Source organism: Caldimonas caldifontis (genome assembly GCF_002930615.1).
Taxonomy (GTDB): domain Bacteria; phylum Pseudomonadota; class Gammaproteobacteria; order Burkholderiales; family Burkholderiaceae_C; genus Caldimonas; species Caldimonas caldifontis.
Genome location: NZ_PSNX01000003.1, coordinates 31,373 through 43,984, shown reverse-complemented (window position 1 = coordinate 43,984; position 12,612 = coordinate 31,373). Strand labels below are relative to the sequence as shown.

Sequence of the window (12,612 nt, the reverse complement as noted above, 5' to 3'; positions counted from 1 at the left end):
CCCATGAACGATCGTTGGAAACCCAGTGTCACGGTGGCGGCCATCGTGGAGCGCCAGGTCGAGGGACAGAGCCAGTTCCTGCTGGTGGAAGAGCACACGGCCGAGGGCCTGAAGCTGAACAACCCGGCCGGCCACCTGGACCCGGGCGAGTCGCCGGCACAGGGCGTGGCGCGCGAAGCCCTGGAGGAAACCGGCTGCGTGTTCACGCCCGAGGCGCTGGTGGGGGTCTACCTCTCGCGCTTTCATCGCCCGGCCACCGGCGAGGACGTGACCTATGTGCGCTTCGCCTTCTGCGGCAAGGCCAGCGAGCCCGCGCCGGGCTGGGTGCTGGACGAAGGCATCGTGCGCACCCTGTGGATGACACCCGACGAGATCCGCGCCAGCCGCGAGCGGCACCGCAGCCCGCTGGTGCTGCGCTGCATGGAAGACTACCTCGCCGGCAAGCGCTACCCGCTGGAGCTGCTCACGGTGGATCCCACGATTTACGACCCGGAGATCAAGACGCCATGACACGTGTGGTGGTAGGCCTGTCCGGCGGTGTGGATTCGGCCGTGAGCGCCTGGCTGCTCAAGCAGCAGGGGCACGAGGTCGTCGGCATCTTCATGAAGAACTGGGAAGACGACGACGACAGCGAGTACTGCTCGTCGAACATTGACTTCGTCGATGCGGCCGCGGTGGCCGACGTCATCGGCATCGAGATCGAGCACGTGAACTTCGCGGCCGAGTACAAGGACCGGGTGTTTGCCGAGTTCCTGCGCGAGTACCAGGCCGGGCGCACGCCCAACCCCGACATCCTGTGCAACGCCGAGATCAAGTTCAAGGCCTTCCTCGACCATGCCATGCGCCTGGGCGCCGAGAAGATCGCCACTGGCCACTACGCCCGCGTGCGCGAACGCGACGGCCGCTTCCAGCTGCTCAGGGGGCTGGACCCTTCCAAGGACCAGAGCTACTTCCTGCACCGGCTGAACCAGGCGCAGCTCAGCAAGACGCTCTTCCCCGTGGGCGAACTGCACAAGACCGAGGTGCGCCGCCTCGCCGCCGAGATCGGGCTGCCCAATGCGAAGAAGAAGGACTCGACCGGCATCTGCTTCATCGGTGAGCGGCCCTTCCGCGAGTTCCTCAACCGCTACCTCTCGAACACGCCCGGCCCCATCAAGGACGACCGCGGCCGGGTGCTGGGCGAACACGTGGGCCTGAGCTTCTACACCCTGGGGCAGCGCAAGGGCATCGGCATCGGGGGCGTCAAGGACAAGGGCGCCCCGCGCGGCGGCGGCGACCACGCCCCCTGGTTCGTGGCGCGCAAGGACATGGCCACGAACACCCTCTATGTGGTGCAGGGCCATGACCATCCCTGGCTGCTGTCGCACCGCCTGGTGGCCGGCGACGCGAGCTGGACGGCTGGGGAGCCGCCACCGGCCGGCCCCTATGGTGCCAAGACGCGCTACCGCCAGAGCGATGCACCCTGCACCTTCGAAGGCCTGGACGGTGCCCGCTTCGGGCTCGACTTCCCGCAGGCCCAGTGGGCCGTCACGCCGGGACAGTCGGCCGTGCTCTACGACGGGGACGTCTGCCTGGGCGGTGGGGTGATCGACACGGTGCTGGCCTGAGGCGGCCAGCGCTCAGCGCGGCGTGCCCAGGTTCTGGGTCCAGTACCAGCCGTAGCGGCTGCCGGCGTTGCGTGCGCAGGCCAGGCCCATGTCGCGGAAGTTCGGGTTCATGAGGTTGGCGCAATGGCCCTCGCTGGCCATCCAGCCGTTGACCACGCTCTGAGCCGAGGTGTAGCCCGCTGCGATGTTTTCGCCGGCGCGGCTCCAGCGGTAGCCGGCGGCCGTGATGCGCTGGTCGAAGGTGCGACCGTCGCGGCTGGTGTGGCTGAAGTAGTTGTTGTCGGCCATGTCACGGCTGTGGCCGTAGGCCGCGGTCGTCAATGCCGTATTCCAGCTCAGCGCCGTGGTGGCCGCAAAGGTGCCGCGGCTTCCGCAACTGGCGCCGGCGGCGCGGCGCTCATTCACCAGACGCAACACCTCCGCCTGGAAGTTGGGCAGGCCGCAGGTGATGTCCTCCACCGCTGGGGCTGGAGCCGGCGTGGGCGCGGCGGCCGCGGGCGGATCCGCCGGCGCCGGGGCGCTGGTCTGCGTGGAGGAGGCGTCGCTTGGGGATCCAGGGGCATCGTCGCCGCCACCGCCGCCGCACGCCGACAGGGCCACTGCGGCTGCGGCCAGGCAGGCCACCCGGACCGGCACGAGGGAGAGAATCGAACTGGGCGCGACGGGCATGGACTTCTCTGGCGGGACGCGAAGCGCGCATCTTGGCGCGAGGCTCGCCGTCCAGGGATTACCGATTGCAACCGCCCGTGTGAATGTCACAACAGGAACCTCACGACACATGTCAGCAGCATGACGGCAGATGACCCCACAGCGCCCCCGAAAGAGGGTGGGTGCGCTGCTCGCGCACGCGCATAATCGTGAACATCTGCACAAAACCGGCCTCTGGCCCACCGGGCTCCGCCCTCACGGTGGTGCTGTCTCTCGGGCCGTCCTCCTCGAGTCCTCCATGAAGCTTCGCTGCCTTGCCGTGTTCTTGTCTTGCCTCGGGGCGCTCCTGTGGATCGGCCCTGCCCAGGCCCAGGCTCCCTCGGCCAATGGCGGGGCCGCGCTGGTCCAGGTCCGGCCCTTCGGCGACGTGGCCGTGCGCCCGCAGCGCGAAGCGCCGGCGGCCGTGGTGGCGCGCAACCAGGCCCGCGTGGCGGCCGAGGTGCCGGGCACGGTGTTGCGCTGGACGGTGGATGCGGGCGCCAGCGTGCGCCGTGGCGAACTGCTTGCCGAGATCGACCCGACCGACTTCCGCCTCGAACGCGACCGCGCCCAGGCGGCCCTGCAGGCCACGCAGGCGCGCGTGGGCCTCGCGCAGACCCAGCTGCAGCGCACCCGCGAGCTGGTGGCGCAGAACTTCCTGTCGCAGGAGGCGCTGAACCAGCGAGAAACCGAGCTGAAACTCCTGCAGGCCGAACTGGCCGCCAACCAGGCCCAGCTGGCCACGGCCCAGCGGGCGCTGGCGCGCACCCGCATCACGGCACCGTTTGCCGGCACGGTGAGCCAGCGTCTGGCCCAGGCCGGCGAGTACGTGGCCCCGGGCACGGCGCTGTACGTGCTGACCGAAACAGGCGCGGCCGAAGTGAGCGCCCAGCTCCTGCCGGACGATGTGTCGGGCCTGCGTGCCGCACAGGCCCCCCGCTTCGAGACGGCCGGGCGCGCCGTACCGCTCAAGCTGCTGCGCGTGGCCGGCGCGGTGACGGCGTCGTCGCGCACGGTGGAGGTGCGCCTGGCCCCCCAGGAGGCCGTGCTGCCGGGCACCGAGGGGCGGCTGGTGTGGGCCGAGGACCGCGCCCATGTCCCACCCTCGCTGATCGTGCTGCGTGAGCGCCGCCTGGGGGTGTTCACGGTGGCCGACGGCCGCGCCCGCTTCGTGCCCTTGCCCGGTGCGCAGGAAGGGCGGGCGGCCGTGGCCACACTGGCGGCTGACACGCCGGTGGTCATCAGCGGCCAGGCGGCCCTGCGCGACGGCGAGCCCGTCAGCATCGACCGCTGACGGGGCGCGCCGATGAAGCTGCTGGCTGCACTGATCCGCAACCATCCGCTCGCCAACGTCACCTTCGTGGTGGTGCTGGTGATGGGGGTGCTCAGCTACCTGACGATGCCGCGCGCCCAGGACCCGGAGATCAACTTCAACTGGGTCAGCATCGTCACCGCCCTGCCGGGCGCTTCGGCCGAAGACGTCGAGCGCCTGGTCACCAACCCGCTGGAAGACGCCATCAAGGGGGTGGCCGACGTGCGCTTCGTGATCTCGAGCAGCCGCGAGAATGCGTCCAGCATCCTCGTGCGCTTTCGCGAGATCTCCGAGCGCACCTTCGACAAGCGCATCGCCGACCTGCGCCGCGAGATCCAGAACAAGGCCAATGCCGAGCTGCCCAGCGAGGCCGAGGATCCGCTGATCGTCGAGATCACCACCTCCAACGGCTTCCCCACCGCGCAGCTCATGCTGCTGGGCCAGGCCGACGACGAGGTGCTGCGCCAGGCCGGCCGCCAGATCAAGCTCGACCTGGAGCGCATCACGGGGGTGGACCAGGTCTATGCCTCCGGCCTGCGCGACCCCGAGATCCTGATCACTCCCGACAACGTCGCCCTGGTGGCGCGCGGCCTGAGCGCCACGGACGTGGCCGATGCGGTGCGCAGCGTCTTCCGCGACACCTCGGCCGGCACGCTCAAGACCGAGGGGGGCGCCTGGTCGGTCACGGTGCAGGGCATTGCCACCGATCCGCAGCGCCTGGCCGGTGTGGTGGTGCGCAACCCCGCACGGCCCGAGGCCACGGCGCGGCTCGAAGACGTGGCTCGCATCGAGCGGGCCCGCGCACCCGCGGCCCAGCTGGCCAGCATGGACGGGCAGAGTGCCATCAGCCTGGCGGTCACGAAAAAGGCCGGTACCAACACGCTGCAGCTCGTCGAGCAACTGCGCGGCTACATCGAGCAGCGCCAGGGGGCTCTGGCCGCCAGCGGGCTCACGCTCGTGCTCACCGACGACCAGACCGTGCCCACGCGCGAGGCCATCGGCGTGATGGAAACGAACGCCCTGTTCGGCCTGGTGAGCGTGCTGGCCATCTGCTGGCTCTTCCTGGGCTGGCGCATCGGCGTGCTCATCGCCATCGGCATCCCCTTCTCGCTGGCGGGCACGATGATCGTGCTCAGCAGCCTGGGGCACACGCTCAACATCTCGGTGCTGCTGGGCCTCGTGATCGCTCTGGGCATGCTGGTGGACGACGCGGTGGTGGTGGTCGAGGCCATCTACTACCGGCTGCAGCGGGGGGCCGAAGCCCTCGACGCCGCGCTGGGGGGGGTGCGCGAGGTGTTTGCGCCGGTGCTGTCCTCGGTGATGACGACGATGGCCGCCTTCCTGCCGCTGATGCTGCTGCCCGGCATCGTGGGCAAGTTCATGTTCGTCATTCCCTTCGTCGTGACGCTGGCCCTGCTGATCAGCCTGATCGAGGCCTTCTGGATGCTGCCCACGCACGTGACGGCGCTGCGCCTGCGGCTCGACCAACCCTCCCGCGCCCAGGCCTGGCGCAACGAGTTCAACCGCAAGCTGCGCCTGTGGTACGGCAAGAGCCTGGCGGCCGTGCTGCGCCGCGCCGGCTGGTCGATGGTGGTGGCCGTCGCCCTGGTGGTGGGGGCGGTGGGCCTGTTCCTGGGGGGCGCCGTGAAGGTCCAGTTCTTTGCCTTCGACCCGCTGCGCGTGTTCTATGTGAACGTGGACATGCCCTCGCAGGCCACGCTGGAGGAGACCCTGGCCGAGACCGAAGCCGTGGAACAGGTGGTGCGCCGCTACCTTCAGGGGGTGGGCCCCGAAGGCGAGGCCCGCTCGGTGGTGTCGGTGGCCGGCATCAAGTTCACGGAGACCGAACCGGTCTATGGCGACCCCTATGCGCAGGTGACCGTCTCGCTCAACCCGCGCGGTGAGGACGGACGTGAGGTGAGCGAGGTCATCGAGGCCATGCGGGCCGAGGTGGAGGCGCTGCCCGGCCCCGGGCGCAAGAGCTTCACGCTGCTCTCCGGCGGCCCGCCCAAGGGCAAGGCCATCAACGTCAAGGTGCGCGGCGATGATGCGGCGCAGCTGCGCCGCGCCGCCGATGCGGTCAAGACCATCGTGGCCGGGGTGCCTGGTGCGAAGGACGTGACCGACGACGACGTGCCGGGCCGCCCCAAGCTCACGCTGCAGTTCGACCACGAGGCCCTGAGGCGCGCCGGGCTCGATGCGGCCTCGCTGGCGCGCCAGCTGCGCATCCAGGTCGACGGGGAGATCGTGGCCTTCACCCGCGAGGGCGGCGACAAGATCGAGGTGCGCGTGCGCGGCCGCGACGACCTGCGCGCCGACCCGGCCGCTTTGCTGGCCGAGCCGCTCACCCTGCCCAACGGCCAGGTCACGCGCCTGGAGGCGCTGGTGACGGCCAGCGTGGAGCCGGGCAAGGGCTTCATCCGCCACTACAACCTGCGCCGCACCATCACGGTGGAGGCCAATCTCGACGACCCCAGGGACAACGCCGACGCTGTGAACACCGCCCAGGCCAACGCGCAGGTGCAGGCCGCCTGGCGCGAGGTGGCCAGCCAGTACCCGGGCATCGACCTGGAGTTCTCAGGCGAGCTGGAGGACATCCAGGAGAGCCTCGATGCCATGGCCCAGCTGTTTGCGCTGGGCGTGGGTCTGATCTTCCTGATCCTGGCCGCGCAGTTCGTGAGCTACTGGCAACCCTTCATGATCCTGGTGACCGTGCCGCTGGCCTTCACCGGCGTGACGCTGGGTCTGGCGCTCACGCAGAACCCGCTCTCGCTCTACACGATGTACGGCGTGATCGCGCTGACCGGCATCGCGGTGAACGCGGCCATCGTGCTGATCGACGCGGCCAACGAGCGCCGTGCGCGTGGCATGGGCACGATGCATGCCATCGTGTGGGCCGCACGCCGGCGGGTGGTGCCCATCCTGATCACGTCCACCACCACCATCGGCGGGCTGTTCTCGCTGGCCACGGGCCTGGGCGGCAAGAGCCTGCTGTGGGGGCCGGTGGCCGCCAGCATCGTCTGGGGCCTGGCCTTCTCGACGCTGCTCACGCTCTACGTGGTGCCCTTGCTCTACCTCGTCTTCATGCGCCGGCTGGATCGCAAGCGGCCGGCGCACCACGAGGCGCCGGCTGCCGCCTGAGCGTCAGGAAGCGCCGCCCTCCGCCAACGTCGGATCGTTGTGGGCGGGGAAGTCGGCCAGCGGGCCCAGCAGGGCCGCGTCGCGCTTGAAGAGTGGCGGGCTCTGCACATGGGCCAGCAGCAGCTCGGCCAGGGCCATCAGCGAATCGACGTGCACGCGCTCGTGGCCGTGCGAGGCATCGAGCCCGAAGCACACGAGGGCCGTGCGGATGTCGTTGCCGGCCTCCAGCGCGGCGGCGGCATCGCTGCGGTAGTAGCGGAACACGTCGCGGCTGTGCTCGATGCCGCGTTCGCGGCACAGCGCCAGCAGGTGGCGCGTGAGGTGCCAGTCGAAGGGGCCGGCCGAGTCCTGCATCGAGAGGGTCACGCCGTACTCGCAGGTGTTCTGGCCTTCGGCCACCGTGCCGTTGTCGATGGAGATCAGCTCGGCCACGTCGCCGTGCAGCACGTGCGACGCGCCCACGCCCACCTCTTCCGAGATGGTGAACAGCAGGTGGCAGTCCACCGGGATGCGGGTGCCGGACTCGCGCAGCGCGCGCGCCACGGCCAGCAGGGCGGCCACGCCGGCCTTGTCGTCCAGGTGGCGGGCGTTGATGAAGCCGTTGGGCAGGAACTCGGGTGCCGAATCCACCGCGATGGTGTCGCCCACGTTCACGCCCAGGCGGATGAGGTCCTCGCGCGAATGGCAGCGTTCGTCCAGGCGCAGCTCCACGTGGGTCCAGGCCACCGGCTGGGTGTCGATCTCCTGGTTGAAGGTGTGGCCCGAGGCCTTGCAGGGCAGGATGGTGCCGCGGCAGGTGAGGCCGTCGTCGCCATAGAGCGTCACACGCGCGCCCTCGGCAAAGCGCGAGGACCAGAAGCCGATGGGCACGAGTTCGAGCCGGCCGTTGGGCTTGAGCTGCTTGACCATCGCCCCCAGGGTGTCGAGGTGGGCGACGATGGCGCGATCGGGGCTGTGGCGCGCGCCTTCGATGTCGGCCCGGATGGCCCCGCGCCGGGTGAGGCTGTAGGGGATGCCGAGCTGTTCGAGTTCGTTGGATACCTTCACGACGATCTCGTCGGTCATGCCCGAGGGGCTGGGCGTGAGCAGCAGGCGCTGCAGCACGTCGAGCAGGTAGTCGCGGTCGATGCGGGGGGTGGTCTTTCGGGTCACGCGCTCTCCTTCAGGTCCGGCAGGGGCGCGGCGCGGGTCTGCGGGAAGAGCAGGTCGATGAAACGCTCGGCCGTGGGCTGAGGCTCGTGGTTGGCCAGGCCGGGGCGTTCGTTGGCCTCGATGATGGCGTAGGCGGTGCCGCCCAGGTCGGGCACCATGAAGTCGAAGCCCACCACCGGGATCTCCAGCGCCCGCGCGGCGCGCTCGGCCACCTCGCGCAGGGCGGGGTGGATCTGGTCGGTCACATCGTGGATGGTGCCGCCCGTGTGCAGGTTGGCGGTCTTGCGCACGGGCAGCACCGTGCCGGCGGGCAGCACCGTGTCCAGGGTGTGGCCGGCGGCGTGCACGCAGCGTTCGGTCTCGGCATCCAGCGGGATGCGGCTTTCTCCGGCCGTGGCGGCCTCGCGCCGGCGGCTCTGCTTGGCGATGAGCTCGCGCACGCTGGTCTGCCCGTCGCCGGTGATCTCGGCCGGGCGGCGTGTGGCGGCGGCCACCACCTGGTAGTCGATCACGACGATGCGCAGGTCCTGCCCGGGCACCAGCTCTTCCATGATCACGTCGTCGCAGTGGGCGCGCGCTGCCTCGATGGCGCGGTGCACCTCGCCCGGCGTGCGCAGGTCCACCTTCACGCCGCGACCCTGTTCGCCGCGGGCCGGCTTCACGACGATGCGGCCGTGGCGTTGCAGGAAGGCGGCCACCTGGGTGTCGTTGCGCACCAGCGCCTGGTCGGGCAGGCGCAGCCCGGCGGCTTCGAGCACCTTGCGCGTCACGCGCTTGTCGTCGCAACGGCTCATGGCCACCGCCGAGGTCAGGTCGGTGAGCGACTCCCGGCAGCTCACGGTGCGCCCGCCATGGGTGAGGCGGAAGAAGCCGTGCTCGGCGTCCTGCAGCTCCACACCGATGCCGCGACGGCGGGCTTCGTCGATGAGGATGCGCGCATAGATGTTGACCTCGGCGCAGTCGTCGGGCCCGGTGAAGAGCTTCTCGTTGATCGGGTTCTTGTGCTTCACGCAATACACCGGCACCCGCTCGAAGCCGAGCTTTTCGTACAGGGCGATGGCCTGATGGTTGTCGTGCATCACCGACAGGTCCAGGTAGCGTCGCCCCTGGGAGCGGTAGAGGTGGGCCAGCGCGCGCACCAGGGCCTCGCCCACACCGGGCCGGGTGGCCTGCGGGTCCACGGCCAGCGACCACAGGCTCGCGCCCTGCTCGGGGCAGCCGCAGGCGCGCACATGGTCCACGCCGGTGACGGTGCCCACCACCTGGTCGCTCGCCTCATCGTGCACCACGAGCAGGATGACCGCCGGATCGCGCTGGCCGTCGCTGAGGTAGCCCGGTCGCAGCGGCACCATGCGGCAGGCGCGGTAGATGCGGTTGAGCGTGGCTTCGTCGTTGGCGCGGGCCTCGCGCAGCGTGTAGCCTTCTTCGGGGGGCGGTTCGATGCGGTGGCGGCGCAGGTCGAGGCGGTAGGTGTGCGAAGGGTCGAGGAAGAGGTGCTGCGGCGCCACCGCGATGGCCACGTGCGGGTCGCGGATGTACAGCGCCACATCGCGCCGCCCTTCTTCCTCGCGTCGCAGTTCATCGGCCAGCGCCTGGGGGCTGTCGAAGGTCTGGCCCAGCAGCAGCCGGCCCCAGCCGCAATCGACATGGGCTTGCGGCTGCATGGCGCCGAGATCCACATGGGGCGGCGGGTCGCCCCAGTGCTTGAGGCTGGCCATCTGGGCCGGGTCCAGCGGGTTGTGCGAAGGGATCATGGTCTTGTCTCCTGCCGGCCTCACAGGCCGCGCGATTGCAGCCACAGCTCCAGCAGGGCCACCTGCCACAGCTTGGAGCCGCGCAGCGGCGTGAGGTGCTCGCCCGGATGGGCCAGCCAAGGGGCCAGCGCCTCGGGGCGGAAGAGGCCGCGCTCGCGGGCGGCGCGGCTGTTCAGGGCGTCGCGCACCGTGTCGAGCACCGGCCCGTCGAGGTACTTCAGCGCGGGCACCGGGAAGTAGCCCTTGGGCCGGTCGACCACCTCGCGTGGCAGCAGGCGGCGCGCGATGGCCTTGAGCACCCCCTTGCCGCCGTCCTTGAGCTTGTCCTGGGCGGGCAGGCGTCCGGCCAGTTCCACCAGCTCGTGGTCGAGGAAGGGCACGCGGGCTTCCAGGCCCCAGGCCATCGTCATGTTGTCCACGCGCTTGACCGGGTCGTCCACCAGCATCACCGTGCTGTCCAGGTGCAAGGCCTTGTCCAGCGCCGTGGCCGCATCGACGGTGGCGAAATGCCGCTCCACGAAGGCGCGGCTCACGTCACCGGTGTGCCAGCGCGGCTCCACCGTGGCCTGCACGGCGGCGTGGTCGCGGTCGAAGAACACGCGCGCATAGTCGGCCGCGGGCTGGACGCTGGACGCCAGCTTCGGATACCAGTGGTAGCCGGCGAAGACCTCGTCGGCCCCCTGGCCGCTTTGCACCACCTTCAGGTGGCGCGACACCTCGCGCGAGAGCAGGTAGAAGGCCACGTTGTCGTAGCTCACCATGGGCTCGCTCATGGCCGCGATGGTGTCGGGCAGCACCTGCAGCAGGTCGGGCGTGGGGATGCGGATCTGGTGATGGCCGGTCTCGAAGCGCTGGGCCACCAGGTCGGAGTAGCGGAACTCGTCGCCGGCCTCTCCGCCGCCGTCCTCGAAACCGATCGAGAAGGTCTGCAGGTCGCGCTGGCCCATCTGCGCGAGCAGCGCCACGATGAGGCTGGAATCGACGCCGCCCGAGAGCAGCACGCCCACCGGGACGTCGGCCACCATGCGACGGCGCACGGCGGTGCGCAGGGCGTCCTCGACGAGGGCTTCACGTTCCACGTCCTTCAGTGCGGCCAGCGCCGGGTCTTCGCGCACCGACAGCGTCCAGTAGGTGTGGTCATGGCGGGTGCCGTCGCGCTCGAAGGTGGCCACCGTGGCGGGCGGCAGCTTTGTCACGCCCTGCACGATGGTGTGCGGGGCGGGCACCACGGCGTGCCAGCTCATGTAGTGGTGCAGCGCGATGGGGTCGATGGCGGTGTCGATGTCGCCCCCAGCCAGCAGCGCGGGCAGCGTGGAGGCAAAGCGCAGTCGCTTCGGTGTGGCCGCCAGGTACAGCGGCTTGATGCCGAAGCGGTCGCGCGCCAGGGTCAGGCGGCCGCTGTCGCGCTCCCACACGGCGAAGGCAAACATGCCGTGGAAGCGTGTGACGCACTCGCGCCCCCAGGCGTGGAAGCTCTTGAGCACCACTTCGGTGTCCCCCTCGGAGAAGAAGCGGTAGTCGAGGGCCTCCAGCTCGCGGCGCAGCTCGCGGTAGTTGTAGATGCAGCCGTTGAAGACCAGGGTGAGCCCGAGCGCGGCATCGGTCATGGGCTGCTGGGCCTGCTCCGACAGGTCGATGATGCGCAACCTGCGGTGGGCCAGGGCGACGGGGCCCTGCTGGAAGAGGCCGGCGCTGTCGGGGCCTCGGGGTTGAAGGATCTCGCCCATGCGGGCGACCGTGCCGGGGTCGGCGGTGGAGGTGCCGAAATGCACCTCGCCTGCGAAACCACACATCGGTGTGCTGCCTCCGTGGAAGTGGAAGAGCCAACCGACTGTGCCCCAAGAAGCGGTTCAGATCAAATCATCTGCATTTAACTGCACGGCTGGGTGCGACATCCTGCCGTCAACTTGCGCGATCTCGATTCGCTGCTCTCCCGCATGAACGCTGGCGATGCGCCGGATGGGCCCTGCCCCCAGGGTCAAGTCGGGTTGACCGTTGCCGATATGGTGACGACGATGCCCTCGATCTGAAAGGTGGACCCTTTGTCAACGTTTTTTCGCCGATGGATCCTCATGGCCACCCTGGGCGCGACGCTCATGGGCTGCGCCGCCACGCCTGCGCCGGTGGTACCCACCCGGCCGCTGGAAACGCCAGTTCGGGTGTGGGTGCTCACTGCTTCGCATCAGCTGCTGCAGATCGACCCCAGCCGACCTGCTGAAGTTTTGCGCCAGGCACCGCTGCAAGGCCTGGCGGAGGGCGAGTCGATCGTGGGCATGGACTACCGGGTGGCCCGCGGCCAGCTCTATGCCTTGAGCGACCGGGGGCGTCTGTACACGCTGGACCCGGCCCAGGGGCGGTTGCAGCGCCTGGGGGGCGGGGCCGACTGGCCGCTGCGCCTGGACGGCCGCGCCATCGGTTTCGACTTCAACCCGGCGGCCGACCGCATCCGCATCGTCACCGAGCGCGGCCAGAACCTGCGCGCCCACCCCGACACCGGGGCGCTGGTGGATGCCGACCCGGCGGCCGAGGGCTTCCAGCCCGACGGCGTGCTGCGCTATGCCGAAGGCGACCCGAACGCCGGCCGCACGCCGCGCATCGAGGCCGCAGCCTACACCTACAACAAGCGCGACGAGAAGCTCACCACCAACTACGCCATCGACGCCGGCCTGGGTCTGCTGGTGCGCCAGGGCTCGCTGGAGGGCGTGTCGCCGGGCGTGTCGCCGAACACGGGCCAGCTCTTCACCGTGGGCTCGCTGGGCCTTCCCACGCCGCTGCGCCAGGTGTCCTTCGACATCGCCGACCTCGACAACACGGCCCTGGCGGCGGTGACGCTGCCGCGTGAGCGGGTGTCGCGGCTGGTGCGCATCGACCTCGACACCGGCCGCGCCCGGATGCTGGGGGTGATCGGCTCGGGCGAGCCGGTGCGCGCCCTGGCCATCGAACCCTGACGAGGTGCCGG

The 12,612-nt window shown here is 70.2% G+C and carries 9 protein-coding genes; 5 read left to right on the top strand and 4 right to left on the bottom strand.

Translation table 11 applies throughout. From position 1 onward, the window contains the following. Positions 1–3 precede the first annotated feature (3 nt). Both C1704_RS03440 and mnmA read left to right on the top strand, forming a co-directional pair. Complete coding sequence (locus C1704_RS03440) at positions 4–510, top strand: NUDIX hydrolase (protein ID WP_104301032.1); 507 nt, start codon at positions 4–6, stop codon at positions 508–510. After that, complete coding sequence (gene mnmA / locus C1704_RS03435; RefSeq protein ID WP_104301030.1) at positions 507–1,607, top strand: tRNA 2-thiouridine(34) synthase MnmA; 1,101 nt, start codon at positions 507–509, stop codon at positions 1,605–1,607. Before C1704_RS03440 ends, mnmA begins: the two co-directional genes overlap by 4 nt. Positions 1,608–1,619: 12 nt before the next feature. Here the strand turns inward: mnmA and C1704_RS03430 are convergent, their stop codons facing one another. After that, positions 1,620–2,276, bottom strand: coding sequence for a CAP domain-containing protein (locus C1704_RS03430; RefSeq protein ID WP_104301028.1), 657 nt, complete (start codon positions 2,274–2,276; stop codon positions 1,620–1,622). A gap of 277 nt (positions 2,277–2,553) precedes the next feature. On the opposite strand from C1704_RS03430, the gene C1704_RS03425 reads away from it, so the two are divergent. Further along, positions 2,554–3,588, top strand: coding sequence for an efflux RND transporter periplasmic adaptor subunit (locus C1704_RS03425; RefSeq protein ID WP_170064612.1), 1,035 nt, complete (start codon positions 2,554–2,556; stop codon positions 3,586–3,588). Positions 3,589–3,600: 12 nt separating this feature from the next. Next, the gene (locus tag C1704_RS03420; RefSeq protein WP_104301024.1) at positions 3,601–6,747 is read left to right on the top strand and encodes an efflux RND transporter permease subunit; all 3,147 of its coding nucleotides are present in this window, start codon (positions 3,601–3,603) and stop codon (positions 6,745–6,747) included. Positions 6,748–6,750: 3 nt separating this feature from the next. Here the strand turns inward: C1704_RS03420 and C1704_RS03415 are convergent, their stop codons facing one another. The 3 genes from C1704_RS03415 to C1704_RS03405 are packed head-to-tail and all read right to left on the bottom strand — an operon-like array spanning position 6,751 to position 11,446. Beyond that, positions 6,751–7,899, bottom strand: a complete 1,149-nt coding sequence (locus C1704_RS03415; RefSeq protein ID WP_104301022.1) for an osmoprotectant NAGGN system M42 family peptidase — start codon at positions 7,897–7,899, stop codon at positions 6,751–6,753. Further along, positions 7,896–9,653, bottom strand: coding sequence for an N-acetylglutaminylglutamine synthetase (gene ngg / locus C1704_RS03410; RefSeq protein ID WP_104301020.1), 1,758 nt, complete (start codon positions 9,651–9,653; stop codon positions 7,896–7,898). The genes C1704_RS03415 and ngg overlap by 4 nt, the downstream gene beginning before the upstream one ends. Before the next feature lie 20 nt (positions 9,654–9,673). Next, positions 9,674–11,446, bottom strand: coding sequence for an N-acetylglutaminylglutamine amidotransferase (locus tag C1704_RS03405; protein WP_104301018.1), 1,773 nt, complete (start codon positions 11,444–11,446; stop codon positions 9,674–9,676). 279 nt (positions 11,447–11,725) lie between these two features. Between C1704_RS03405 and C1704_RS03400 the strand changes: the two genes are divergently transcribed. Then, entirely contained in the window at positions 11,726–12,601 is an 876-nt protein-coding gene (locus C1704_RS03400; RefSeq protein WP_104301016.1) for a DUF4394 domain-containing protein, read from the top strand. Positions 12,602–12,612: the final 11 nt, after the last annotated feature.

What these genes read in the sequence shown, in the direction of transcription:
- C1704_RS03440 (WP_104301032.1), top strand. Translation starts at nt 4, where the DNA reads ATGAACGATCGTTGGAAACCCAGTGTCACGGTGGCGGCCATCGTGGAG.
- mnmA (WP_104301030.1), top strand. Translation starts at nt 507, where the DNA reads ATGACACGTGTGGTGGTAGGCCTGTCCGGCGGTGTGGATTCGGCCGTG.
- C1704_RS03430 (WP_104301028.1), bottom strand. Translation starts at nt 2,276, where the DNA reads ATGCCCGTCGCGCCCAGTTCGATTCTCTCCCTCGTGCCGGTCCGGGTG.
- C1704_RS03425 (WP_170064612.1), top strand. Translation starts at nt 2,554, where the DNA reads ATGAAGCTTCGCTGCCTTGCCGTGTTCTTGTCTTGCCTCGGGGCGCTC.
- C1704_RS03420 (WP_104301024.1), top strand. Translation starts at nt 3,601, where the DNA reads ATGAAGCTGCTGGCTGCACTGATCCGCAACCATCCGCTCGCCAACGTC.
- ngg (WP_104301020.1), bottom strand. Translation starts at nt 9,653, where the DNA reads ATGATCCCTTCGCACAACCCGCTGGACCCGGCCCAGATGGCCAGCCTC.
- C1704_RS03405 (WP_104301018.1), bottom strand. Translation starts at nt 11,446, where the DNA reads ATGTGTGGTTTCGCAGGCGAGGTGCATTTCGGCACCTCCACCGCCGAC.
- C1704_RS03400 (WP_104301016.1), top strand. Translation starts at nt 11,726, where the DNA reads ATGGCCACCCTGGGCGCGACGCTCATGGGCTGCGCCGCCACGCCTGCG.